Annotated in this window: 21 protein-coding genes and 1 tRNA gene; 3 read left to right on the forward strand and 19 right to left on the reverse strand. The window is 30.8% G+C overall.

Annotated elements, in window-relative coordinates:
• Nucleotides 1-72: 72 nt before the first annotated feature.
• The 18 genes from FH779_RS12130 to FH779_RS12215 all read right to left on the reverse strand — a co-directional run bounded on the left by FH779_RS12130 (nt 73) and on the right by FH779_RS12215 (nt 18,965).
• Nucleotides 73-1,014: a hypothetical protein gene (locus tag FH779_RS12130; protein WP_180904893.1), complete on the reverse strand. Its 942-nt coding sequence runs from the start codon at nt 1,012-1,014 to the stop codon at nt 73-75.
• Nucleotides 1,015-1,019: 5 nt separating this feature from the next.
• Nucleotides 1,020-1,823, reverse strand: coding sequence for a hypothetical protein (locus tag FH779_RS12135; RefSeq protein ID WP_180904894.1), 804 nt, complete (start codon nt 1,821-1,823; stop codon nt 1,020-1,022).
• Nucleotides 1,824-1,833: 10 nt separating this feature from the next.
• Complete coding sequence (locus FH779_RS12140) at nt 1,834-2,700, reverse strand: C1q-like domain-containing protein (protein ID WP_180904895.1); 867 nt, start codon at nt 2,698-2,700, stop codon at nt 1,834-1,836.
• A 157-nt stretch (nt 2,701-2,857) separates the two neighbouring features.
• Nucleotides 2,858-4,321 carry a helix-turn-helix domain-containing protein gene (locus FH779_RS12145; protein WP_180904896.1) on the reverse strand — a complete coding sequence of 488 codons (1,464 nt, stop codon included), beginning with the start codon at nt 4,319-4,321 and terminating at the stop codon, nt 2,858-2,860.
• Nucleotides 4,322-5,064: 743 nt separating this feature from the next.
• Nucleotides 5,065-5,592, reverse strand: coding sequence for a hypothetical protein (locus FH779_RS12150; protein ID WP_180904897.1), 528 nt, complete (start codon nt 5,590-5,592; stop codon nt 5,065-5,067).
• 196 nt (nt 5,593-5,788) lie between these two features.
• The gene (locus FH779_RS12155) at nt 5,789-6,412 is read right to left on the reverse strand and encodes a hypothetical protein (RefSeq protein ID WP_180904898.1); all 624 of its coding nucleotides are present in this window, start codon (nt 6,410-6,412) and stop codon (nt 5,789-5,791) included.
• Between the two features lie 38 nt (nt 6,413-6,450).
• The gene (locus FH779_RS12160; RefSeq protein WP_180904899.1) at nt 6,451-7,053 is read right to left on the reverse strand and encodes a hypothetical protein; all 603 of its coding nucleotides are present in this window, start codon (nt 7,051-7,053) and stop codon (nt 6,451-6,453) included.
• Complete coding sequence (locus FH779_RS12165; protein ID WP_180904900.1) at nt 7,054-7,659, reverse strand: hypothetical protein; 606 nt, start codon at nt 7,657-7,659, stop codon at nt 7,054-7,056.
• A 3-nt stretch (nt 7,660-7,662) separates the two neighbouring features.
• Nucleotides 7,663-8,742 (reverse strand): DUF4280 domain-containing protein, encoded by a 1,080-nt coding sequence (locus FH779_RS12170; RefSeq protein ID WP_180904901.1) that lies wholly within the window; start codon nt 8,740-8,742, stop codon nt 7,663-7,665.
• Nucleotides 8,742-9,809 (reverse strand): LysM peptidoglycan-binding domain-containing protein, encoded by a 1,068-nt coding sequence (locus FH779_RS12175; RefSeq protein WP_180904902.1) that lies wholly within the window; start codon nt 9,807-9,809, stop codon nt 8,742-8,744. Before FH779_RS12175 ends, FH779_RS12170 begins: the two co-directional genes overlap by 1 nt.
• Nucleotides 9,810-9,813: 4 nt before the next feature.
• Nucleotides 9,814-11,964, reverse strand: a complete 2,151-nt coding sequence (locus FH779_RS12180; protein WP_180904903.1) for a type VI secretion system Vgr family protein — start codon at nt 11,962-11,964, stop codon at nt 9,814-9,816.
• Between the two features lie 186 nt (nt 11,965-12,150).
• The gene (gene tssD, locus FH779_RS12185; RefSeq protein WP_180904904.1) at nt 12,151-12,558 is read right to left on the reverse strand and encodes a type VI secretion system tube protein TssD; all 408 of its coding nucleotides are present in this window, start codon (nt 12,556-12,558) and stop codon (nt 12,151-12,153) included.
• A 1,120-nt stretch (nt 12,559-13,678) separates the two neighbouring features.
• Nucleotides 13,679-14,218, reverse strand: coding sequence for a hypothetical protein (locus FH779_RS12190; RefSeq protein ID WP_180904905.1), 540 nt, complete (start codon nt 14,216-14,218; stop codon nt 13,679-13,681).
• 253 nt (nt 14,219-14,471) lie between these two features.
• On the reverse strand, nt 14,472-16,025 hold the full coding sequence (locus tag FH779_RS12195; RefSeq protein ID WP_180904906.1) for an ATP-binding protein: 1,554 nt from the start codon (nt 16,023-16,025) through the stop codon (nt 14,472-14,474).
• 1 nt (nt 16,026) lies between these two features.
• On the reverse strand, nt 16,027-16,560 hold the full coding sequence (locus tag FH779_RS12200) for a hypothetical protein (protein WP_180904907.1): 534 nt from the start codon (nt 16,558-16,560) through the stop codon (nt 16,027-16,029).
• Nucleotides 16,560-16,772 (reverse strand): hypothetical protein, encoded by a 213-nt coding sequence (locus FH779_RS12205; protein WP_180904908.1) that lies wholly within the window; start codon nt 16,770-16,772, stop codon nt 16,560-16,562. The genes FH779_RS12200 and FH779_RS12205 overlap by 1 nt, the downstream gene beginning before the upstream one ends.
• A gap of 18 nt (nt 16,773-16,790) precedes the next feature.
• On the reverse strand, nt 16,791-18,491 hold the full coding sequence (locus FH779_RS12210; protein ID WP_180904909.1) for a hypothetical protein: 1,701 nt from the start codon (nt 18,489-18,491) through the stop codon (nt 16,791-16,793).
• Nucleotides 18,492-18,512: 21 nt separating this feature from the next.
• A complete protein-coding gene (locus tag FH779_RS12215) occupies nt 18,513-18,965 on the reverse strand; it encodes a hypothetical protein (RefSeq protein WP_180904910.1) in 453 nt (150 codons plus the stop codon).
• 231 nt (nt 18,966-19,196) lie between these two features.
• On the opposite strand from FH779_RS12215, the gene FH779_RS12220 reads away from it, so the two are divergent.
• The gene (locus FH779_RS12220; protein WP_180904911.1) at nt 19,197-19,400 is read left to right on the forward strand and encodes a YwbE family protein; all 204 of its coding nucleotides are present in this window, start codon (nt 19,197-19,199) and stop codon (nt 19,398-19,400) included.
• Between the two features lie 2,076 nt (nt 19,401-21,476).
• On the opposite strand, the gene FH779_RS12225 is transcribed toward FH779_RS12220, so the two are convergent.
• Nucleotides 21,477-21,561, reverse strand: a tRNA-Ser gene (locus FH779_RS12225).
• A 340-nt stretch (nt 21,562-21,901) separates the two neighbouring features.
• Here FH779_RS12225 and FH779_RS12230 point away from each other — a divergent pair.
• Together FH779_RS12230 and FH779_RS12235 are read left to right on the forward strand one after the other, a co-directional pair.
• Nucleotides 21,902-23,341, forward strand: coding sequence for a glyceraldehyde-3-phosphate dehydrogenase (locus FH779_RS12230; RefSeq protein ID WP_180904912.1), 1,440 nt, complete (start codon nt 21,902-21,904; stop codon nt 23,339-23,341).
• 181 nt (nt 23,342-23,522) lie between these two features.
• Nucleotides 23,523-26,519, forward strand: a complete 2,997-nt coding sequence (locus FH779_RS12235; protein WP_180904913.1) for a T9SS type A sorting domain-containing protein — start codon at nt 23,523-23,525, stop codon at nt 26,517-26,519.
• Nucleotides 26,520-26,524 lie beyond the last annotated feature (5 nt).

The raw sequence follows: 26,524 nt of genomic DNA on the forward strand, positions 1-26,524 counted from the left end.
TGATATTCTTTTACATTTTTAAATAATTTATATTATTCTATTCAAAGTTTTTATGGCTCAGTTTTATAATACTTAGTTCTCTATAATAGTCATGTTATTATAATATGAATTTAAAGTTGCTCCACTTCCCGATGCTGTAGAATTGAATAACTTTTGTTGACCTGGATCTAAATCGATCCAAGCTTCAGGTCTAATTTTTTGTCCTGTTAGCATATAAAAACTCGCTGTACAATTAGATGCAGCAGGTGCACTCCCCGCATCATTTGTATTATTTCTACTATCACTAGGGAAATTATTAGCACATTTAACTGCATTTATTTCCACATTATTAGAGTCCTTTAATCTCCAAATAGCTTCAATTTGGTTATTATCAATAGCAGCACTAGAACCATTCAAAGCCCTTATTCTTCCTGACTCTAAAGCAAATGTAAAAGTTGCTGTAAAAACTCCATCTCTTTTTGCTGTAAACTCTCCAGTAGCAGGATTAAAAGTTCCTCCACCATTGGAATTATTATACTTCTGAGTCCATGATGTTAGATAACAAGGAGTACGATGTGGCATACCGTTATAGGTTCCTGGACTTACACCTCCCTGTTCATAACACACCACTTCTTGCGAATTTTTAGTCGCGATAAATACTGATTTCTCAATTGGATTAATAATTACATCATTCCATTCTATTCCATTAGAATATTGTATTTTTTTAGATTCTGTGTTGTATCGAATCGCTCCTTCTTCTGCTTCTATTGCTGTTTGACTTGTATTTCCTAACCCTATAGCACTTTCTGTAGCTCCTCTAACATCCAATTTAACCTTAGGCAGGTTATTTCCTATCGCTATATTTCCTGTTATATTTTCTACTAAAAAATCATCTGTTGCACTTGAAATTGTGTTAACTGTATTTTTTAAAGGATCAATATGCAAAATTCCTTTTGGTTGTTCTACCCCTACTCCTATTTGTGCATTCGTATTTATAGAAAGAACGAAAAAAGAGGATGTTAAAAATATAATCATATTTTTCATAAGCCGTAAATTGTTAAGGTATTATAACTTGCATCATTAATTAAGTTTCGACTCCCGCCAAAAGTATGGAAAATGTTAGGTGATAATGTCTCATTTTTTTTCAGATAAAAAATACCTGTACAGTTTATAGAACTGATATTCGTTGCATTCCCAGTTGAGAATCCTGGATAAGAGTTTAAACATCTATATTCAGGAACACCTTGACTTGCATTAGATTTTAAATGTATTTCGATATAACTATTATTAGGAATAGCAGCAGATGACAAAGCTGCATTAAAACTTACTACATAAACTCCGTCTTTAGGAGCTGTAAAAATTCCAGTTACAGCATCCAAACTATTGGTTACATCCTCTTGTTTTGTCCAACTTTTTATTAAAACTTGTGTATTATTTGCTAAAGATTGATTAGAAGAGTTATTAGCGTATACCAAAGCATTTAATGATTTACCAGGAAGATTTATCCAATTTGTACCATCAGAAAGTTTTAAATTACCATTGTATTGCAAAGCACCTTCTTTTGCTTGAGTAGCCGTTTGTGTAGTAGAACCTATAGCTATCACATTATCTGTTAGCGTCTTACTTCTTAAATCAACTTTTGTTATAGGATTTATAGTTCCAACACCTAATTTACCTTCTGCTGTTACAACGACATCATCTTCGTAAATATTTTGAGTAGAACTATCATTATTCATTGAAGCGTCTATATGTAAAACTTGTTGAGGATTAGTTGTTCCCACTCCCACTTGCGCGAAAAGAGCTGTTGTAATCAGAAAGCTAAGAATTAAATAAATATTTTTCATATGCTATATTTTACTGCTCTACAATTGTCAAATTATTGAATCCAAAATTGGGCTTATTTACTACAGCATCCGAGCGAAGACCTCTCCCTCCACTCGTAGAGTTGTCAATCTTTTGTAGCAATTTTACAACTACCTTATCATTTTGTTTTAATTTCATACTACTTACGCAGCTTCCTCCAGCTTGAGCTCCTCTTGTTGATTTACCATATGTTTTTAAACATTTTACTTCAATTACATTAGTATTTTTCACAAACTGACTCTCAACCGAACTATTTGCCAAGAATGCATTCCCTTCTTGAACAAAATCATAAGCAAAACTAAAAGTATAAACGCCATCTCTAGGAGCAACAAACTCACCAGTTGTAGCATTAAAATTATTAGAAATATCATTTGTAATCTCCCAACCAGCGATTATAGTTGCAGTATTATAAGTAAACTTAATTGCTTTATCTGCAGTCCTAATTCTCGCCACTACAAACGATTTCTTTGGAACAGAATAAATATCCATCCATTGAATACCATCAGAAATTTGCAACTTTCCTCCAGAAGTATTAACATAACGAATAACTCCTGCTCCTACTGACTCTGCTGTTCTAGATGTAAAACCAATACCCAAAGCATTATTAGAGTTAGAAGTTGATCTTAGATCAAGTTTTGTAACAGGTGTTATCGTCCCTACTCCTATATTTCCATTCGTTGTTACTACAAAGTCATTATTGGCTTGTTCATTAGTAGGTGTACTAAAATTGTCTATCTTTCCATCCACATGAAATGCCCCTTTTACATCTTTTGTATTAATTCCTATCTGAGCGAATAAACTGAAAGTACTACCAAAAAAAAATAAAAGAAGTAATCTTTTTTTAAGGTCTTTGATCATTGGTTGATTTGGTTTTTAAATTGATCCTACAAAACTATGGTTAATTAATATAATGGTTTTGTCATTTCACATATTTTAAAAATTCAGAATTCTTTCAATATTTAAATTAAATATTCTTATTTTTAAAAACCTAAACAACTATAAATAAACACTCTAATTATTTATTCAGTTTTAAATATTCGGAAGGGTTCATTCCTGTTTTCTTTTGAAATGCCTTTATAAAAGTAGGATCAGATGAAAAACCAGCTAACTTAGATAAGTGACTTATTTTATAATTTAGAAAAGATTCTTCATTTTTCAACTTTTCGAGTAAATATTCAATTCTAAGTTCATTAATATAGTTTGAGAAACTCTTTCCGTATTCTTCTTTAATTGTACGTGAAAGATATTTTGTATTACATCCTATTTTATTAGACAAATGATATAAAGTAATATGTTGATCGATAAAGCCTTCTTCTTTTTCGAATTTCTTCAATTCTTCAATAATTTTATTTTTTGTTGAATCATTAATCGAAAACGAATCTTCTTTTTCAGTTAAATCAATAGAATTATCATCTGAAATTTTAGTTCTTCTTTTAGTATAAAACCAAATTATTGTTGAAACAGTTACAAGTAGAAAGGAGATTAAACCAATATAAAACAGTTTTTCATACTTTGTCAAACTATTTATTTTAGAATTTTTTTGTTGAACAACTGAACTTACAGCAGTTTTTGCTGACTTATCTATTTCATGAGTCAATTCCATAAACTCTTCGTTCACTTCATTTGCCTTCTTATAATCTCCTAACCCAGTATAAGCTTCAACCAATCTTTTTAGAATTTCTTGTTTCTTACTTAAAAAGTCTGTTGATTTACAATAATCCAATGCTTTTTCTAAGTAATTTATCGCTTTACTATACTCATGTTTTCTCAAAAAAATCAAACCTAAATCATGATATATTGCTGCATTCATATACTTATCAGAAGGATCTACTATAGATATAGCTTTTTTTGAGTAATTATATGCAGAATCGTACTTTTCCAATTTTGTATACATATAACTTACATTTGTATAAGCAGATGGCAAAACTTCTTTTTTCCTCTTTAATGACTTTAAACGTTCATAAGAATCGATAGATTTTTTAGCAACATTTAGTTTTTCTTCTAGATTTACAGTATCATCCATTAAAACAAGTTTTGAAGCAAACAGACTTCCTATTAAATCATTTGCTTCCTCATTATCTAGATGTTTTATTAATACCAACCCTTTATCTAAAGCAGAATCAGACTCACTTAACAATCCCATTTTCGCATACTGAGTCCCCAGAAGTCGCAATCCCATTGCTTCTCCTTCTATATAAGAAATATGCTCTGCTCTATTTATAGCTTCATTCGCGTAGAAGACACATGAATCGGCATTATTATTCAAATAATAGCCAAAACCTTTCAAATAATCTAGCTTTGTTACCAATTTTAAATCTTGCGAGGCTAATGCATTTAATTTTTCTTTTTCAATATTTTTAAAGAATTCATTAGGAGAAGTAGTTAATTCTGTTCGCAGTTTTTCATAAATATATTCAGATTTTTGAGCAGAAATTACAGAACAGAATAATACCATAAAAAAGTAAAGAGTCTTTTTCATATATAAGCTTTAGGTTTTTTATAAATATGTAATAGTAGAAAGATAACTTTAGTATTTCATAAAATATGCCAAAGGAACCTTCGTTTTCGATATTCAAAGTAACTCTAATTTATTTTTAATGAAAACAAATTTTGAATCACTTTTTCAGTAAACCTTTATGTAATAAATCTATTCTTTTAGTTGAATAGGTATTTTTTTGACTAAAAGGTAATCCATGCATCGATACACGAGCATCGAACAAATCATACGAAATGGATATACAACTGATACAGAATCAATATAGCAAAGATACACAACCGATACATAAAAAAATAATTTTAAGGCATACAACCTCCATTAACCAATTAGGTTCGTCATTCGTCACTCCTACTTAACTTGTTTCTCTAAAGGTTAATTTTACTACATTCTATGTTATTCTCATCATAATTGATAATCGTGAAATCATAACGTAGTTTTGTACAAGAAGTCATATAACGATAAATCTTAATTAAATATATAATATTAAAGATATTTCATTTTACTTCTAAAATAGTTTTTTTCATTCGTATTATTTTTAGCAATTAACCTTTAAATTTTAAATAAAAAAAACCGCCAATTGGCGGTTGAATATCTATTCCAAATCAATAATCTTTCCTACCGATTGTCTAATAAGATTTATATAGGATTTTTTTTAAGAGTAGAGTTTTGTTGCATGGTGCAAACAACTCAAGTATTTTTAGGTATATAAACTTTACTCATAAAGATTAATTTAATATTTTATAATAAATAAGATTATAAAGAGCATACATCATTCCACATAAAAAAATACATAAAAGAGAAAATATTAAATGTCCGTATTGTAGATAATTATCATGATTAGTTTTATGGGATATTATAAAATGTTTATTAAAAAACATTTCAATAGTTTGTTTTAAATCTTTATCAACATAGACAGCTAGATATTTTTTATCTATTGTTCTTATTCTTAACATTAATAACTCATTCAAAGGTAAAGAGAGATGATAGCTTTCTATATCTTTAAAATTGTAAGAAGTCTTATCCACCATGATATCATTTTCTCTAAACTCAATCCAAAAATGTTTTTTCTTCATTTGATTGAGTATATATCCATAAGTTGCTCCTACCACTGCCAGATATAAAAAGAATCTTAACTTTTCAAAAGCAGAACACACTAAAACAACAAGTGAAAATATTGGTAGATAAGCATACGTCATTTTAATCATTTGCTGATGATAATATGCTTTTCCTATACTTTGTTTTTGAACATTCATTTATAATTCTGCTTTTCTAAACGACTATTAAAAAATAAAATTTTCATAGATATTCTAATTTCTTTGGGTTCATTTATTATTATAGCTTTAAATGATACGCTAAATATTGTAGGTTATTTTTAAGAGTTTTATATAAATAAGATGTTTGTAAAACAACAATACTAGATCCTTAAAAACAATACCCAATTGTTTTCATTTATTCTTTTGGGAAAAGTTTCTTGAAATCTTCTTTGTCTATAAAATATTGAAGATATAACTTCACGTTTTCTTCGTAAACTTTTTTTAGATACGCTTCATCTGTATCTTTATTTTCTTTCCGCATTGATCGAAGAGCTGGATTAGCACTTCTGAAGTGTAAAATAGGCAAAGGCTTGTCTATCGTACCATAACTAGGGTCTTCATTTTGTATTTTATTATAGTAAAAAATAATATCTGGATAAACATTTTTATTTTTTTTTGAATTGCCAAAATCAAGTAATTCTTTATTTAAATAAGCACCTTCACTTATAACCAATGTTTGTACATATTTATTTAATTCTTTAGAAAAAAATATATACGAATCTCCTCTCAAGTATGACATATTACGATTACTAAAATAAGTTGTTTTACTAATTGTACTACCACCTAATCTTTCATCATCTCCATCATATTTACTTAAATATGGAATCGGTTCTTTCAATAATTTTTTTTCAGAATTATCAATATAATTTAGTATTTGAATTTCTTCTATATTTCGTGGTCTTAAAAAGATATAACTAATTAAGAAAAATACCAGCGGTGCACCAATAAGTAACCCTAAAAAATAGCCAATTGTTTTCATTTACTTGTTGGGAAAAATAGTTTATTTTTTTAGATGTCCTATTTAAAACGCTTTTTGAACTCTTCCTTAGGCATTACATACGTTAAATACTGCGTTACATTATAACGGTATTCTTCTTCGGTTGGGGATATTAATGTTGGTGCTTGTTTGTAAACACCATCTTCATCCAATTCGTCAATATCCATATTCATAATTAGCTTTTCGTTGGCGCCTTTATACCAAAAAACCAAAATAGGATTTTCCTTTGTGCCAAAAGTCTTATCATTGTATTGCAAAGGATCAACTTTTACAATAAGTTCTTTGTTGTCGATTTTATAGGTTTGTGCGTATGAAAATTTATCACCATAAGGATCAAAGCGCATTATTCTATAATATTTATGATTAATATTATCTAAAACTATTTCATCTTGACTATTCCCATAGAGTCCTTTAAAAAAAACTGTTCCTTTAAAATAACTAACATGAGTAAACTTACCTGAAAAATCTTTACTATCAACTCTAATTCTAATTTTCTTGGATTCTTTGATATATGTTTCAACAAAATCTTTACCTTTATTTTTACTTACGAAAAGTAAATTAATCAAAAAATTTAATAATAAGATAACAACAATTCCACCCAATATTTTTAATAGTGATTTCACTTAGTTTTTAAAACGTTTTTTGAATTCTTCCTTTGGCATTACATACGTTAAATATTGCGTTACATTATAACGGTATTCTTCTTCGGTTGGGGATAATTGTACATCTTTATTAATATAAAACCCATCACTATCTTTTTCATCCGTGCGTATATCTGTCATTAGCTTTTCGTTAGCACCTTCATACCAAAAAACTAAAATAGGATTTTCTTTGGTGCCAAAAGTCTTATCATTGTATTGCAAAGGATCAACTTTTACAATAAGTTCTTTGTTGTCGATTTTAGCAGATTGTGCTAAATAAAATTTATCACCATAAGGATCGAAACGTATTATCTTGAAATAACGCCCACTATAATCATCCTTAATTATTTTCCCAGAATAACCTCCATATAAACCCTTAAAAAAAGCTGTTCCTTTAAAATAACTATCCTGTGTATTTCTACCTGCAAAAAAAACTGGATTTACTTTTACTTTTAATTCTTTTGATAAACTTTTATATTGTTCAACATACTTTTCTCCTTTATTTTTACTAACAAAAAATAAGTTAATTAAAAAATTGAGTAGTAAAATTATAATAATTCCTCCTAATATTTTTAATAGTGTTTTCATATTTTAAACATCTAAAGCAATTACATTAATACCATTACTCTTATCAGATTCATTAAAGTCTTCTGCAACTCTTTTTGTTTCATCAGCCAATTTATTTTCTTTTTTATCGGCATAGGTACCAATGGCAATATTGGCTATAAAACCGGCTATTCCTTTGTAACCTTGGTATTTATCAGCTTTTAATCCACTATGCCCTATATAATTACGCAAAGCACCTGTTAAACTTTGCGATACATTACCTGTAGCTTCTCCTGCTGCATGTTGCACTGCACCACCCACTGCATTACCTACATTTTTATTGATAATGGTACCACCAACTTCGGTTGTAACACCTGCTGCAGAAAGACCTGCACCCGTTGTAGCAGTTACCCCGTCGGTTGCCATAGCAGAAGCCGTACTTGCAGTAGCTACATTTTCGCCACCCCAATCGGTGTCACCAAGCCACTCGCTCGGAAAATACATTACCCCAGATATTATCGCAGAAACACCAACTGCTACTGCACTTGTACCCGCTGTAACCCCGCCAATAAACCCCATTACAAATTGGCTGCCTGCTTGCCATAAATATTCTTTGGTATTGTTGTTTGTGATAAAATCTGCTGCTTTTTGTGCTATTACAGGATCCATGATAATTGTAATTTTACCTTTTTGCGGACAATCTAAAAAAGAACGATTAAGGAGAGCAAAATCTTGATTAAAACGAACTTTTTTATGAGATTCACTCCATTTTATGCTTAAAGTAGCATCACAATCGTGTGCCATTTTAAAGAGGGCAACACCTCCTGCAACAACACTTACTGCGCAAGCAGCAATAATAACCACTGCTGCGGCACCACCTGTAAGCACTATTGCTGCACCAAGGGCAATGCCTAATGCTAAGGTTTGTAACCCACCCCAAAGTTTTGCAGGCTTTTTACAGGCAAAAGATCCACCTAATTTATTATCGGACATGGTTAAGAAGGGCTGTGTTTTGGTGCTATACATAACGTTACTAGGTGTAGTAGTTTTTATCATCTGCGGTGCGCCATTGGTCATCATGGTACAAATTGCCATTGTATCTTGTGGTACATAAGATTCTGCCATTATGCTTCTATTTTGGTTAGTTTGTAGGTTATCATAATCTTTACATTATTTTTTATTTCTTCAATAATGGTAACATCAGACTTGGTAATCCATCTATCAACAAGGTCATAAGTTGAGTTTTCCCTACAACTTAGTTTAAATTCAGAGAATTTGTATTTTACGAGTGGTAAAAATTTTTCGGTATATATTTTCTTAAAAGAGTCTATATCGTATCCTCCATCTTGCATTTCGCTTACTTTACGAAGATTTATAGTTTCGGGGGTTTCGCCAATTATATCTTGTCTAAAATTTAACTGCACAGGCAAGCCTTCAAAAAGCTGAGAGTAGGCAGTTCTTTTAAAGTCATCTGTTAATTTCTTATTGGTTACTAAGTATTTGTCAAAAAATAAATCGAAAAACATTTTGGTATTTACCCATGATATTAGTTTTTCTTGATGATTAAAAATATCATCATAAATAGTAATAAAAGTTTTAAGATCATTACTTGAAGTGGGATTTCTTAAATAACTGTATTTAGAAGCTAGATTATTCTTATGTCTTTTCCATTTTTCTAAAACTTCGTTGTAATTTTTGATATATTTTATTTTACCAGAATGAGAATCTAAACCTGTCTCTAAATTACATGCTATAAGATCTATATCAGACATCAATTCTACAGCTTCATTCATTTGCTCAGGATAGGTTTCAATAATATTTTCTATCAACTCTACCTTTACTAAACTTTCTCCATTTTCTTGATACTTATTTACAAAAAACTCTCGTTTTGTGTCCGCATGATTCATCATAATATCACCTACATAAGTCATAACAGACTGCTCACATCTGTATCTTGCTTGATAATCGTGTGCAATCTGAACATTAGTATTAGATTCTGAAATATCTTCATTTATAAAATCATTTATCAAAATTAGCATAACATGAAACGGTATCTCATTTCCAATAATCTGTTGCGTAATCCCACAATGTTGATTATGAAAATTAACCAATTCTTCAACAGTAATATTGTGCTTTTCTGCTATTGATGCTAATGTATCGTCTTGTTGTATTTCGTATTCTATAATTTCCATTCTCTTAATTTATATCAACTTGACTTCCTGAAATTGTTGTAGATGTACTAAATAATGCTTTCGCTCCTTTTCCATTAATACTTACAAGATCAGTACCTTCTATAATAATTGCTTTTCCTTTTATTTTAATGATTCCATCTTTTGTTAATATAATGGAACCTTCACCTGATTTTAATAAAGTTGCGGTTTCACTCTTAACATAATAATATCCCGAACTACTTGCAAAAGTTGAAGTTCCTTTTTCTCCAACATTTTCAACACTATTTGTACCAATGTTAATTCTATTTGCACTTGTAATATTTATAGTTTGATTTCCACCTATATTATCAGTACAATCAGCACTTATTTCAGTCGTTAAATTTCCTGTTCCACTTAAAGTAACATGATTACCTGCTTTATCTTTAATTTCGATACCTGCTCCATCGTTTAGACAAATAATGTTACCACTTTTACTACTCAAACTTTTCACATTATTTCCTTGACCACCGCCGCCGCCAACTTTTCCATGGAACATACCACCCATTACGAAAGGACGATCAGGATGATGATGTTGAAAAGCAACCATTACTTGATCACCAACTTCTGGAATAGCCATAAAGCCACGGTTTGTTTTTACTTTATCACTTCCTCCAGCATCAGGTGTCATCACACGAATAAACTCTGATTTATCATAGCCATTTTGCCAATCAAATTGCACCTGTACACGTCCTTGATTTTTAGGATCAGTATTCGAAGTTACTTTCGCTACTTGAATTTCGGCTCTCGGCATCTTAAATTCTGGACGAGGTAAAAATCCTGTATCCGCAGCAATCGCCTCAAAAGTTCCGTTGTAATAACCACGTGCATCAACTTCGTGTGTCGTTTCGGTTATCATTAATTTAGTAAAATAAGAGGTTCTATTTGTATCTGTTTGACGCATTTCGATATCTGCAATACAACCTGGATATAAAAATGGAATCGTCGTGGTACCAGACGTCACAAAAACATCAACTGCCTTACTACCAGCTGTCCCTTTTTGAGAAGCACTAATATCTAAGAAAGTCGCTGCTTTGATTGGGGCAACACGTAGCGAGGGTGTTTTAAACGTTTGTTCTGAAATAGAGTAAGCTCGTTTTGCAATATCAGAAGTATGTCTAATTTGTGAAGTTCCTGTCGTTAATTTTTCATTTTTACTACTATTATAGCCATAAAATGAAGGATTAATATGTTGGGCACGCATATTCACTTTTATATCATTTACGCTACTTCCGTATGTTAAAGTAATTGGTTTCTGTTGAGGCGGAAGTTCTCCAAAATGTAAGACCTCTCCATCATAAAAAAACTGCTCACCATAAGCTTCTGCCATTCTCGCCAAATAATTATAATGGGTCTCTTCATATTGCGTAGAATAGGTAATACTCCCATATTTTGCTGCAATGCGGTAATCAAATTTACTTTTGCTTATCCCTTGTTTGATCACTTGATCTGCAATACTATTTAGACTGATTGAATCTGTTCCACCAAAACTTTGAGTGTGAGGAGCTGCATCTAGCAAAATTGTTGGGCTATAACCTGTTAACAGAATATTTCCTAAACTCCCTTGTTCTTGTACAAAACCAACTTCGGTAATGACACCAACAAAAACACGTTCTGGACTATCCTCAACTCCGCTGTATCTAAAAATTGCAGTTAATCTTTTTCCTAAAAATTTCTGTGCATTCTCCAAGCGGTAATTCTCTGCATCACCCAATACATCATGCGCTAATTCTAGCGAAAATTCATGGTGTTTTTTTGCACTTTGAACCAATTTGAAATGTTTGAAAAAATTGATTATTTCACCTTCAATCACCAAACTAAGCTTTACAACACGATTAATTCCCAGTATATCATGTTCAGGAATTGTTTTCGCATTGTATATTTTTGAAGTAGGTTGATTTCCCCATAAATCCTTGTCCACATACGTTTTCGCATTGGGAACAATCGGTTGATTCATGAACATTTTCGAATAATCTTGTGTTTTTTCAAACGATTGATTCAATTTTCCATCCGTTACTTTTGCAATTTTAGCATCAACTTGCGACGTTATTTTGTTGTCCAAAGCATTTATTGCATCATCTTTTAGTTTAGATGGATCAACAGATGGTTTATTTTTTGGAAGTTTATCATCTTGAAACATAGTAATAGAGTTTAGGTATTTAGCTTAAAATTATACAATTAAGGAATGAGAATGCATTAATTTTTTGTTAAAACATCTCATTTACAAACAAAAAACTCCTGATGCAGCCTTCGCATCGCACCAAGAGTTTCAAATTTTCATAAGTTGGTTGGTTAGTAAACTTATGCGATTTTCGATTGAAATAAATTATCGAGCTGAAGGCCAAACACCGTCGTAAGAAGCTGTTCCGTAATCGATTTTCTCTGCACTCACTACAAATGAAATTAACATATTGTTGTCGTTTAATGCATCAAAATTTAATTCGTGTTGAATAACGTAACCGTTTTCCCACTTCAAGTTGATTAAAACACCTTCTTCGTGTGCTTTATTAAACGTAATATCACCAACAGTTGGTTTATATTTTCCGTTTAATAAACTTTCCAAAATCGTAGAACTTTCAGTTGCTTCTACCGTCACTTTAATTAAAGCGTTAGATGGATCAGAAGCTACACGCCCCGAAACATCAGTAGTTCTTGAAACTTGATAATCTAATTTGATGATTTTTTGATCCTCACCTCCGTTGAATTTTAAGACTCCTCTTGAATTGTTAGCCATAGTTGTAAATTTTAAGATTGATTTATTTTAATTTTTATCTAGGACTAAATTAGAAACAGATATTTTAATTAACCGTTTTTAAACGTTTACAATCGAATATGTAGTAGTTTTACGACATATGCATAACATAGTAGCGCATTAATTCAGGAAAATATTTTTAAAATGAATATTTATTCTAATAATATTTTTAGTGTATTTAATTAAATCAAGCCAAATTGTTAACATTTAACTTCTTGTAAAAAATATTTTTTGAAGAAGTTTAGAATTTTTTGGCGTGAAATATATTTCTTTTATAACTAACATTATAAAAGTGTTGTGGATTGTATCTAAATAAGCGTAAATCCTTTTGGTAATTCAGTTTTAGATTTATAAGACTTTATAAACTCAGAAAAATATTCAGAGAAAATGTACATAATATAATTTTAGAGTGTTTATTTAGAATACAACTACTATTATTTTTACGACGTAAAATATAGTCAAGTTTCCTAAAAACATATCATTACTTCTTACAATTATCCTCAAACATACTATAACCATCCCACAATAAATTATGGTTTCACGTAAAAGCAAAAACTATAAAATTAATTCTAAAGAGATTGTGCCTAAAATTAAAATCGCGCAGTTAATTGTAGTTATAACTTTTAAGTATCTTATTTAATATTTCTATTTGTAGTGCTGATATCAAAAATGCTATGGTTAAAAATGAAATAGTTGAAATTGTTTCATTTAAATATAGTTGAAAATCCAAACCATACAATTTCTCTAAATAATCATGACTTATTATCGTACTTATAGCTAAACCAATTCCGGTAGATAAAACAACTGATAGGAATTTAACGAACTTTTGAATTTGACTAAATTCTTTATTTTGTGTTTGAATTGAGTAGATTAGCGATAATCCAAAAGTTAGACCTATTAATAATAATTGTGATTTTAGAGAAATTCCTCCTTTTCTGAACGGAGATTCTATAAAGAAAGAGATAAAAAATATGATCAATAATATTGATAGAATTTTCTTAATTGAAAATAGCATTTTTAAGGTTCAGTGATTTTAATTTTATAAATACAGCTAACGTTTTTTTATACTTGTACAGTAGTTCCACTTGTCAGTAAAAGGTTTCTAGTTTATTACTTCTCCAGTTTCAATCCAATGGTCAACTTTTTTACGTTTTATCATATTTTCGGAATTATCTATTCCATAATCAATTGTATACATATTATCATAACTTCTAAGGTTATTGTTAGATAAAACAATATTTAAAGGAAATAAAAGCCAGCGAAAATTAAATTCCTGTGCATCTGAGTTATATTGATTATATTTTTCTTGCAATTCTTCATTTAATTTTTTGAACTTTTTATCATCATAAAGTTTCTGATTAATCTTGTATTCTGTCCATAAATTATCATTTATTTTATTAGAATTTTTGATGATTGAATCCGATTTTTTTGCTAAAACTTTTAGACTATCAGAAACATTAGAATTAAGTATTAATTTATTTCTTTCAGACATTTTGTCTTTGTATGCAAGTAAAGAATTTTTAGGTTTTTCGTTTTCTTTAATTAGTTCTTTTGATAATCTAAGATTGTAAAAATAAATCAGAGAGGTTATTGCAGTAATAAAAATTAGTAACGTAAGAAGGCAACCTTTTATAAATTTCATAGTTTGACGATAATTCGATATATTTTCGCTAATATATCAATTAACTAAGTTTAATATAAATGTTTCTGAAAATACTATTGACATCCTTATTTTATATAATATTCCTATAAATATAAAAAAAACCATCTCACAATAAATTACGATTACATGTAAAAACGAAAAACCTCATTTAAAAATATTTAAACGAGGTTATTGATTTCTTTCCTTCAATATAGAAAAATGTGTATCTCTAAATTGATAAAAATAAATAAGCTTAAATAATAATAGAACGTTTACCAATTCCTTTATCGTATGGAGAGGTTCCCCATGAAACTCCAGAAGCAGGTACAGCTCTTTCTCTACCCCAATTTCTAATTGATTCAATTTTTTCAGGAGCTGTTTTACTCAATGGAACTATATTTTTAAAACATTTTTCAAAAAGTGTATCATCTACTATCTCATCCCCATGGATAACAGCCTGTATTGCTACATCTCTTACTGCACCCTCAATATCTGATCCTGCAAATCCTTCTGAAATTTCAACAAGTTGATTGAGAGTCTCAGCAGATGGTTGATTTAAAAGATTACGTTTTATGTATAAATTAATAATATCCATTCGTTCAGCTTCTCCTGGTAGATCAACAAAAAATAATTCATCAAAACGTCCTCTACGTAAAAGTTCGGGAGGTAATTTAGAAACGTCATTTGCCGTTGAAACTACAAATACTTTTGCCATACTTTCCTGAAGCCAAAATAAGAATTGTCCAACCATTCGAGTTGAAGTTCCTCCATCATTAGCGCCAGTAGCACCAGAAAGCCCCTTTTCTATCTCATCAATCCATAAAATACAAGGTGCCGCATTATCTGCAGAAGCCAATGCTTCTTTTAATCTATTTTCAGATTGTCCTAAATATTGTCCTTGTATTGCTGCAAGATCAAGTCGATATAAAGGTAAATTCCAATTTGCAGCAATAAATTTTGCTGATAATGATTTTCCACAACCAGGTACACCAACTAATAATACACCACGCGGAGGTCTCATCTTTCTAGCTTTTAAATCAGCTGTTAATAATTGCTTTTGATTATCAAGCCAGCTTTGGAGTCCACTAAGACCAGCTACTGATAAAGTAGAAGGATCAAGCTTCACTTTTTCTAATCCAGATATATCACTAAATAACTTATCCTTTGCATTACTCAACTCTTTGATATCATCTTTTGTCAAAGATCCTTTTGCCATTTGAGTTGCCAATACATTTTCTGCTTCAATCTTTGTCATATTAGCTAAAATAGATGCAGCCATTCTATATTCTGTTTCTTCCCATTCTAGCGGTATAGATCCTTTGTAAGGAATAACACATTCTTTAACCACTTCTAGCATTTCTTCTTCATTAGGCGGATCAAGCGTTATAGTCATTCCCAAACGTTGCAACTGAGGCCAAATACTCTTAGTCGTAATCAAGCAAATACTTCCTCCTCTTTCTATTGCCTGTACAATACAATCGTAGATATGTCTCGAAACTAAATTATCATCTTCTACATCACTAACTTCTGTAAATACAAAAGTTAAATTCTGTCTTTGCGAAATATTTTGTACGGCATAATCTAAACCTCCTGCTACAGAACGATCTTCATTTACACTCTTCTTTGATTTTATATCCATTGTACCATGAGATAAACTATGGACATAAATTGGTATATTAATTTCTTCTGCTAATTGTTGAATAACTTCTAAAACCCGTGCTCTTTCTATACTTCTAATTGAGATAAAAGGTATTCTTGCTCGAAACATTCGTAAAAGCGAAGTTTTGAACTCTGTTTTATTTGCCATATTAAAATAGTATCTTTCTACCTGTTGGTGGTATTAATGTATTTGTTATCTCTTTACTCTTTTTGTTTTCAGATTTAATTTCTTCTGGTAATTCACTCAAATAAAATGCATTCAACATAATTAACATTTGTTCTTTACCATTAGAATTTTTTGAAACATTATCTTTTAAAGATTGTTTAATTTCATTTACAAAGTCTTCAAGATCTTTCTTTAGTGTTTTTTGTAAATTTTCAGGAAAACCTTTTAATCCTACGAATTTATTTAATGGGTATAAATTTTGCTTTCCATTTCTCAAAGCAATTTCAAAGTCATTCATAGTTTTAAAATTTTGAAATTGAAATGAACGGTGAAATTGATCAAGCCAAGATTGTTTACGTTTTTTATAAGCTTCTTCTACTCTTGAATAAAAACGTGAAACTGTTCCAGCATCTACGGTAAAACTTCCATTACTCAAGTCTTCGAAAACCGTATCATTTCCATTCCCGAATTCATCCAATAGTTTAACCCAGTCCGAATATGTTGTTAGCCCTACCATTATTGCGGTTTGATTCGTGGATTTATAAATTGGTTTGGCGGAACTATATCCCAATCAGGAAATTTAGAATTTCCTTTTTCAGCTTCTGTTCTTCCCTGAAACAAATTTGGTTTCGGATTAGTCACACTGCTTTCTTTCTTTTGTTCGATATTATTCTCTTGATTAGTTATTGGGTTTTCATTGGTATTGTCACCTAAAATAATTTTATTCATCAATCTAAGTTTAAAATGTTAAATAATATTTCTTGCCGTTTCTTTTGATATGCTCGAGAAATCTTCGGGAATAATTGATTGTAAAAGCTCTCTTACTTTTTCTGCATTTCTATCTTCCATTGTATGTTCTTTTCTGTAATCAACTGTTTCAGCTATACATCCTCTTAAAACTTCTTTTGCTTTTTGCTTACGTTCTTCGATATTCTCTATTATTCTTTTTTTCTTTTTCTTATGACTATTTAGAGCATTCCATATCAAAACTGCTCCAATACCAAGTCCAACTATACCCGCTATAGGATGCAAACTAAAAGCCCAAAAACCTAGTATACAAATAAATGCTCCAATCAATACACCAGCAAAAGGAAATGAAAGTTCACGAAGTTTAGCATCTAACATATTCTTATAAAAGATTTCTTGCTCTTCTATAAGTTCATTTTCATTACTACCATCTTTAGTAGTTGTTTTGAAATCGTCTATATTAAGTTCAACTAGTTGTGGAATTTTACTTCTACTTTGTGCAGTAAATGTATCGTGAGCTTCAATTATCCAAGGTTGACTTATCGAAACAGCTAGTGCTTGAGTAACTTTTGTTGCCCCAGCCAATTCAGGATTAAACGATGCGTTTGTTAGAAGTTGTAAAAAGTCAACCTTTTCATCGAAAATATGTTTTTCAGCATTCATCATTGCTTGCGCAGCTGTTTTATCTCCATGCATTTGAATGATAAGTTGATTCAATCTAACTTCTTCTTGCAATGGCAATTCTTCATCATCAAAGTTTGTTACCAATAAAGAAAGAATCTCATCTAATTGAACTTTAACACTTTTTGAAAAATCTGCTGAAGAAGATACGATGTCATTAAAATGAGTATTTAAAATATCATGTGTTTTAGCTTCTTTCAAAGAATTTTCTAAAAGATCCCAATTGGTTGAAAACTTCTCTAATAAAGGATATTTACCTTCTGGTAAAGAACCTTTAGCTTCGAAGAATGCTACCCATTGTGATTTTTGCTCGTTAATATACGTATCTCCTTGCGTAAGCTGATCTAACCAATTTTTTACATTTGTTATCATTAATTGTCTTGCAGCAGGAGGAAATACACCGGTTGTTACAGCCTCAAGAATAACGATAAATTCTCTGTCCAAATGATGTGGATTTTGATGCATAAAATAGCGTTCTAACCATTTCATACTCGCTTCATTTCTTGCAAGCCTCCTCATAATTAGCATAAAGAAAAGTGTTGTTTTATAATCATCTCTTTTTAATGCCTCATTCAATGCTTTTTCATTTGTACCTCTATCACTTCTTACCCAAGCTGCTAACGCTACTAAAGCGGGTGCTAACCAGTAACCTGGTGCTTTTATCATCACCTCTTCGGTTGTAAATTTTAATGTATCATCACTCACAACACCTGTATCCACACCTTGTAAAATTCCAGTTGCCATTCTTCGTACATCTGCATAATAACCAAATTTAATCTGTAAATCTTGTTTCAAGTTACCTTGTCGTGTTTCAGCAAGTTGCAAAGCTTTATGTTTAATATCTGCTGCAACAAAATCTGCAAAAGCCTCAGCAAGTTTCACTAATTCACTTTCTAATTGATCTTGTTTAAAATTAAGTGTTCCTAATTCGGAATGTACGCCTGAAAGATCACTACTAATTGACCGTAAAGCACTATTAATAATAGATAGGTCTGCATATGATATTACCTGTTGTGACATATTTATACGTGTTTATTAAATTTATAATTTAGATGCTGTTCCGTCTTCGCGAATTAAGATCATTTTGTCAGTATAAACCTCAACCATTGCATAAGCATTATGCATAGCTACTGTTCTAGCTTTTTCAAAATCACCCTCCATTATTTCATTACTTTTGTAATGTTTAATAATTTGATTACCAATCAAATCAAGTGTATGTACTTCATAAGGATGTCCAAGAAAACATTTAGAAACTATACCCAGGGGCAAACTCGCTAATTCGGCTGTACCAAACTCTTCTTGTATACAATTCATTAACTCCTCCATTCCTTTTGTTTCTGTCAGGGTTTTTGCATCAAGTCCAGCTATCAAATCCATGTATTTTTTTGATCGCTTTCTTAAAATATCTCTATCACTAATAAAACCTGCGGTAATTGTTGACTTTTTGCTGGTATCAAGATTTATATTGTCATTTTGTAAAATTATTCTTGTCATTATTTTTAGTTTTATACTATTTTATCAAATATCAAAAAACTATCTCACAATAAATTATGGTTTCACGTAAAAGCAAAAAAACGCTTTCAAAAAATCTAAATTTTAATTTTTATTGAAAAAGAGGATCAAATACAACTACAATTTCATTATTACCTTCCAGATGAATGTATTTTTTAATTTCCTTTACAACAGAATGAATATCTTTTCCATTTATTTTAAGATATTTGTAATATGGATGGTAAAACAAGAGCAAATATAAAACCTGGTATGCTGGTTAATATTGTATTGAAAAAGGATCAACGAACTGGCGAATTGACTGAGGGTATCGTGAAAGATTTATTGACTTCTTCGCCTTATCATCATCATGGTATAAAAGTGCGTTTGACGGATGGACAAATTGGACGTGTGCAGGAAATTATTGAAGACGATTTTTAGAACGCATCACATTATAAATTAAAAGCTCTTATCAGTATTAGTAGGAGATGTGAGATTTGAGATAATAGATGTGAGATGTAATTTGTCAAACTGATTTCATTTCAGCTTCTTTTTATCGTCAGTCAGAGTGACGTTTGTAAAACGTTGTATCGAAGACTTAGACGATAAATAACAATTACTCACTAATTACTTTATTTATTCATTGTTAAAAGTGAATTTGAATATTGAAAAAGAATTAAGAAAACGGCATTAAAACTCACACGTTAAGAAAATGGTTGAATGCAACGTAAAAAAGGTTTTAGCCCGTAGGGTTTTTAAAATCTTTAGTGAAATGAGAACATTTTTAGTCGAGAGGTTTACAGCCAAGTCTTTTTTCGTTAGTTTTTTTGACTAAAAAAAGTGACAAAAGATTTCTCGATATCTCGAAATGGCATATTGGATGCGATTCTGAGACAAGCTCAGAATGACAGCGAGATGTTATTCTGAATATAATTTATGATAATATGAAGATAATTAGTAGTTCATTATTTTATTACGTTCATTTTTGTCTTGACACAAAAACGAACCAAAAACGTCAAGACTGCGATTTTCGACGTTCAATCTTCATTTTACTCACTAAAAATATTAAATGACTCGCTATCGCTCACTAATCTTTTTAACGCTCGTTTCAATGGATTGAAGCTCGTCTGCAAATCGTATGTCGGCTTTAAAATTCTTATTTACAGTAATGACGATCTACAAACTCATTGTTAAAAGTGAATTTGAATATTGAAAAAGAATTAAAAAAACGGCATTAAAACTCACACGTTAAGAAAATGTTTGAATGAAACGTAAAAAAGGTTTTAGCCCGTAGGGTTTTTAAAATCTTTAGTGGAATGAGAACATTTTTAGCCGAGAGGTTTACAGCTAAGAGTTTTTTGATTACTTTTTTGCTCATAAAAAAGTGATAGAAAGATTATTCTCGTTTTTCAAAACTATATTTCATTCATTTTTACCTTGACGCAAAAACATTTGAGATTAAGAATTTGAAATTAAAAGGAGAAGCTCCAGTGGAGCTTAGGTAAAAATTGTTACAAGTTGATTAATAATTATATGTTCATTTTTGTCTTGACACAAAAACGAACCAAAAAAGTCAAGTCCATACTTACAAGTCGGTCTATAACGACTACTCGCTAAATGCTTTAGATCATTCACATATAAAATGTGAACATAAATCATTTTTGACGCTCACTACGCCGAATTAACACTCGACTCTTCAGTAATGACGGATTTTAAGAATCATTGTTAAAATGAATTTGAATATTGAAAAAGGAATTAAAAAAAAACCGACGATTTAGAATCTAAATGCGATTCAACTCTAAATTATTGGAATAAAAAGTTGGAGTGTTTGAACAAAGCGAGTTGCCTACTTTATGGAAATAATTTATTTAAAATACCTGAGCCATAACATGGCTCCTCCTTTTAATTTCAAATGTTTTTTTGGATGAGCTTCCCCTAAGGGCATATGAATTCAATGTTCATAAAATAATATAGGTCATGAATAAAAAATGAAAGAAAGAGATTTCTCGATCACTTCGATTCATTCAGCAGACATCGAAGATAATAGGTGACTGTCATTCTAAAAGAGTGATAACGGAATGAGGAATCTTGTTATTCATGTTTTTTTTGGATAAGCTTCCCCTAAGGACATATGAATACCGATAATCAAAATAGATATTCAATGAATAAAAAAAGTGACATAAAGATTCTTCGACAAGCTCAGAATGACAAAGTCCGCAAAACTTTATAAAACCTATGTTTCTATTGTGGTTAGAAAATTAAAGGATTCAGTTCCTCACTTCGATACTTCGGTAGACTTTCAGTAACTGAAATTCAGTACCCCTGTTCAGAAGATATTAAATAACCGTCACTTCGAGTGATTTTCGAAATGTAATGTAGAAAATTGTATCGAGAAGTTAGACGTTTTAAAACGATTTTCTTCTTATTCTTCGACTTAATAAATGTGACAGCAAGAAAGGAAGAAAACTTACTTATTTATACAAAAAAAGAGATTCTAAATCATAGAATCCCTTTCAGCGGAGAGTGAGGGATTCGAACCCCCGGAGGTGTGACCCTCAACAGTTTTCAAGACTGCCGCATTCGACCACTCTGCCAACTCTCCAATAACGCAGTTTATTGCGGTATTGCGAGTGCAAATATAGAACGCTTTTTCGAATTTGCAAATAAAACTTTTTAACAATTATTTTACGAAAACCTTTTCGTAAAATAAAATTCAATTCAAATAAAACAATAAAACAATGGTTAATAGCTATTTATTAGTATTCGTAAAATTTAAAATTTCTCACTAAAAATTTATTTTTTTTCTATATTTTAGTATTTTCGTAGGAATAGTTGCTTTTTTATGACAATAATTAGTTTTTGCAAAAAAAATGTACGAAATCGTTATAATTGATTACTTTTGCCAAGAATTAAGTAAATAAACACAAATAAACATTTATTAAATGAACCGCTCTTCTTATGATCAACAACTTGCATCTTTCAATGAAATGAGCAAAAAGGTTGTAGAATTCATTAAAATTGTTTCAGATTTATGGTATGATCAATCTGTTGAATTGGTAATTTTCCGTAATCAATTAGTTGATAAAAACGTTAGTGACATCGTAAATCTACATCAGTATGCTGAGGAATTTGTAGAAAAAAAGATTGCTATCGACGATACATTAGCGATTGCTAAAGCTATTTCTGAAGCTAAATTACCAGCTTCTAGACTTGATGTTGGAAAATTAGCTAAAGAATATATTTCTGGGAATTACGCTTCGGCAGAAGCTTTCGTTGAAGAGAAATTAGGTGCAAGCAAAAATGTAAAAAGTGTTGAACCAAAAGACGTTGTTTTATACGGTTTTGGTCGTATCGGACGTTTATTAGCTCGTGAGTTGGCTTCTCAAATGGGAAAAGGTCAACAATTAAGATTACGCGCTGTTGTAACACGTGATAAAAACGATCCTGTTTTGTTAGAAAAAAGAGCTTCTTTGTTACGTCATGATTCTGTTCATGGTGATTTTGATGGAAACGTTGTAGCTGATCACGAAAATAATGCGTTAATCATCAACGGAGTTTCTGTTTACATGATTTCTGCAGCTCAACCAGAAGATATTGATTATACTGCTTACGGAATTAATAATGCTTTAATTATTGATAACACAGGTGTTTTTAAAGATGAAGAAGCGTTATCTCGTCATTTAAAATCTGTTGGTGCTGATAAAGTTTTATTAACAGCGCCAGGAAAAGGTGTTCCGAATATTGTTTACGGTGTTAATCATGAAGAATATAGCCCAGAAAATGTAAATATTTTCTCAGCTGCTTCTTGTACAACAAATGCAATTACGCCTATTTTGAAAGTTGTTGAAGATAATTTAGGTGTTGTAAAAGGACATTTAGAAACTATTCATGCGTATACAAATGACCAAAATTTGGTTGATAATATGCACAAAAAATACCGTCGTGGACGTGCTGCTGCTTTGAATATGGTAATTACTGAAACTGGTGCTGGTAGCGCAGTTGCGAAGGCTTTACCAAGTTTAACAGGTAAATTAACTTCGAATGCAATTCGTGTTCCAGTTCCAAATGGATCTTTGGTTGTCTTGAATTTAGAAGTTGGTAAAGACACATCTGTTGAAAATGTAAACAACATCATGAAAGATGCTGCATTGAACGGAGAATTAGTAGAGCAAATTAAATATTCGTTGAACAATGAATTAGTCTCTTCGGATATCGTTGGAACTACTGCTCCATCTATCTTTGATAGTAATGCAACAATTGTTTCTGCAGATGGTAAAAATGTTGTGATGTACGTTTGGTACGATAACGAATATGGATATAGCCACCAAGTAATGCGTTTAGCGAAACACATTGCGGGTGTTAGAAGATATACATACTATTAATAGTATTTTTTCCCTTTATTTAAAATTAATCCACTAGCTTTTTAGTTAGTGGATTTTCTTTGTAATCTATTCGTTTAAAAATAGCTAAATAAATTAATTGTTTTATTTTTGTTAATATTATATTAATGTTGATTATAAAAATTAACACTATTTTTGAACAACTAAAAAAAACATTTTATTTATGAAAAAATTTTACTTTAGATCATCCTTGCTAACTTTATTGTTATCAGGATTTGCCTTTGGACAAGGTTCTGAAACTTTTGAGTCTCAAACAAAATTAACAGATTCTTATGCTAACGGAAGCTTTAGTGGAGAAACAGCTGGAATTGTATGGAATTATACAAATGCGAGAAATGAAGCTACTTATCCAATCACGAATAAAGGAATTTTATTTCAAAGTTCAGGAAATAAACTAGAAACTACAATTTCTAATGGTATTGGTAAACTATCTTTTGATGTAAGAAAAGCTTATACGGCTGGAACTAATACTAGAAAAATAGAAATTCTTGTAGATGGAAATGTTGTTTTTACTTCTCCTACATTTGGTACAGCACAAACCGATAATACGATTTATCATTACGAAGTAGATATAAATAAAACAAGCTCTTCTGTTATAGCGTTTAGAAATGCAGGACCACAAATTACTTTAGATAATATTTCTTGGACAAAAGGACCAGAAATTACAGAAGCTCCTGTAGTAAATTCTAAAACGATTATAGGTACATATGGTGTGTTATTAACTGATGGCACAATAACAGCTACTAATAATCCTACTTTTTGGACTCAAACAGGTGTTTTACCGACAGGAATTTCTTTTGACAAAGGTGTTTTCTCAGGAACTCCAAAACAAGCAGGTACTTTTATCGCACAAGTTACTGCAACAAATATGATAGGTACGTCATCTCCTGCTAATATTACATTCGAGATAGCTAAAGCTAACCAAACAGTAAACCATGCTTTTGTTAGTATTTCTCAAAATAAAGGAACTACTTTCTCAGATTTACCAACGAAAACAGATCAAGGGCAAAATATAGTATATACATCTGCAGATAATTCTATTGTTTCTGCAAATGGAAATACATTATCTTTTGATGGTATTGGTTCTACAACAATTACAGCTACGGCAATTGGAGGAAATAATTTTAATGATTATACGACGACTTTTAATGTAAATTCAAATGATCCTAATGCCACTTATTGTTTTGAAGAGAATTTTACTGGATTGAAAGGAGATAATATAAGTTCAAATGGATCCGCAACAGTTTGGAATGGAAATGAAAACTTCACTTCATTAGTTCAAGCTTTTCAAGCTGGCGATGCTGTAAGAATAGGTTCTAGCTCTAATAAAGGATCAATAACGTCAAAAAAATTAGACCAAATTTCAGGGAATGTTACAGTTTCTTTTGACGTAAAAGGTTGGACATCTGTTGAAGGTAGTATAAATGTTACATTCGGAACAGAAACTAAAAATATACCTTATACAGCAAAAATGGGTGATGCTTTTGAAAATGTAACTGTAAGTTTTGAAAATGTTGTAGCAGGTTCTACTTTAAAATTAGAAACATCAGCGAAAAGAGCATTTATTGATAATGTGAGAATCCAATGTTCTTCTAGTAATAATTCTACAACATGGGACGGAACTGCATGGTCTAACGGAACACCGGATCTTACAAAAGATGTAATCATCAAAGGTAAAGTAACAGTTGATACGCAATTAGAAGCTAAAACGTTTACAGTTTCAGATGCTGGAGGTTCAGTTGTCGTAAAGTCAGGTGCTCGTTTAATCGTTGATGGGAAGATCGACAATCAAGCTGGTCTTACAGGATTAGTTGTAGAAAATGGTGGTAATTTAATCCAAAATCAAAACGTTGCTAACTCAGGAGCAATTACAGTTAACCGCGATAGTAAATCGATGGTTCGTAATGATATGACGTTCTGGTCTTCTCCGGTTCAGCAGGAAGCATCGCAACAAACTATACGTTCATTCTCTCCGGAAACATTATACAATCGTTTTTGGACATATAATGAAACAACAGATGAATTTACTCAGATTTTAACTTCAGATACAGACTCAAAATTATTTGAACCAGGTAAAGGGGTTTCTATCCGTGTTAAAAACACTTTACCAACAGGGCAAAATACAATTCATAATGGTGCATTTTTAGGTGTTCCGTTCAATGGAGATATAACAGTTCCTGTTCAATTTACAGCAAATGGATACAATTTAGTTGGTAACCCTTATGCTTCTAACATTAATGTGGAAAAATTCTTATTAGCAAATGAGAATGTTAATTCATTATATTTCTGGACACATCAATTCCCTGTTGGTTCTTCAGAATATGCAAATAATTATGCCGCATTCAACGTTGTAGGTGGTGTTATTCCTGATTTGTCAAACATTTCTGTTGGACAAGGATTTATCGTAGGACTTTCTCAAGCTACACCTACAGTTAATTTTAACAATACAATGAGAACTTCGCAAGATGCATTTTTCTATAAAAATTCAATTGCAGAGAAAAACAGAATTTGGTTAAGTTTATCAAAAGAAAGTAAAACAATTAGCCAAATTTTATTAGCTTATATGGATGGAGCTACAAACGATGCGGATAATCAAATTGATGCAAAAGTGATGCAAAGAGGATCTTCAGCAATCTACTCATTGATTAATAATGAAGCATATGCAATCCAAGGACGCAGCTTACCTTTTAAAACTGATGATGTCGTAAAATTAGGTTTTGAAACTTTAGAGCAAGGAAATTACACAATCAATATAGAGAAAGCTGATGGGTTGTTTGAAAAAGGACAGATTGTTTATTTAAGAGATAAAGAGTTAAATCAAGTACATAACTTATCAGAATCAGCTTATTCATTCACTTCTAAAGCAGGAATATTTGATACTCGTTTTGAACTTGTGTATACAAATAAAACATTAGGTACAGATGAATTGTCAAAAGAAAATGTTATTGTTTATACTAAAAACAATACAATTGTAGTGGATGCAAAACAAAATAAAATTTCTTCGGTAGAGTTGTATGATATTCAAGGAAGAAAAATATTTGTGAAAAATAACATTCGTGCAAGTGTTTACCAAGTTGAATCTTCTGCAAAAGGAATTTTAGTTATAAAAGTTCTGACTGAAGACGGAAAAGTTAAGACTCAAAAAGTTGTAAACAAATAATTTAA

The organism is Empedobacter falsenii (genome assembly GCF_013488205.1).
GTDB lineage: Bacteria > Bacteroidota > Bacteroidia > Flavobacteriales > Weeksellaceae > Empedobacter > Empedobacter falsenii_C.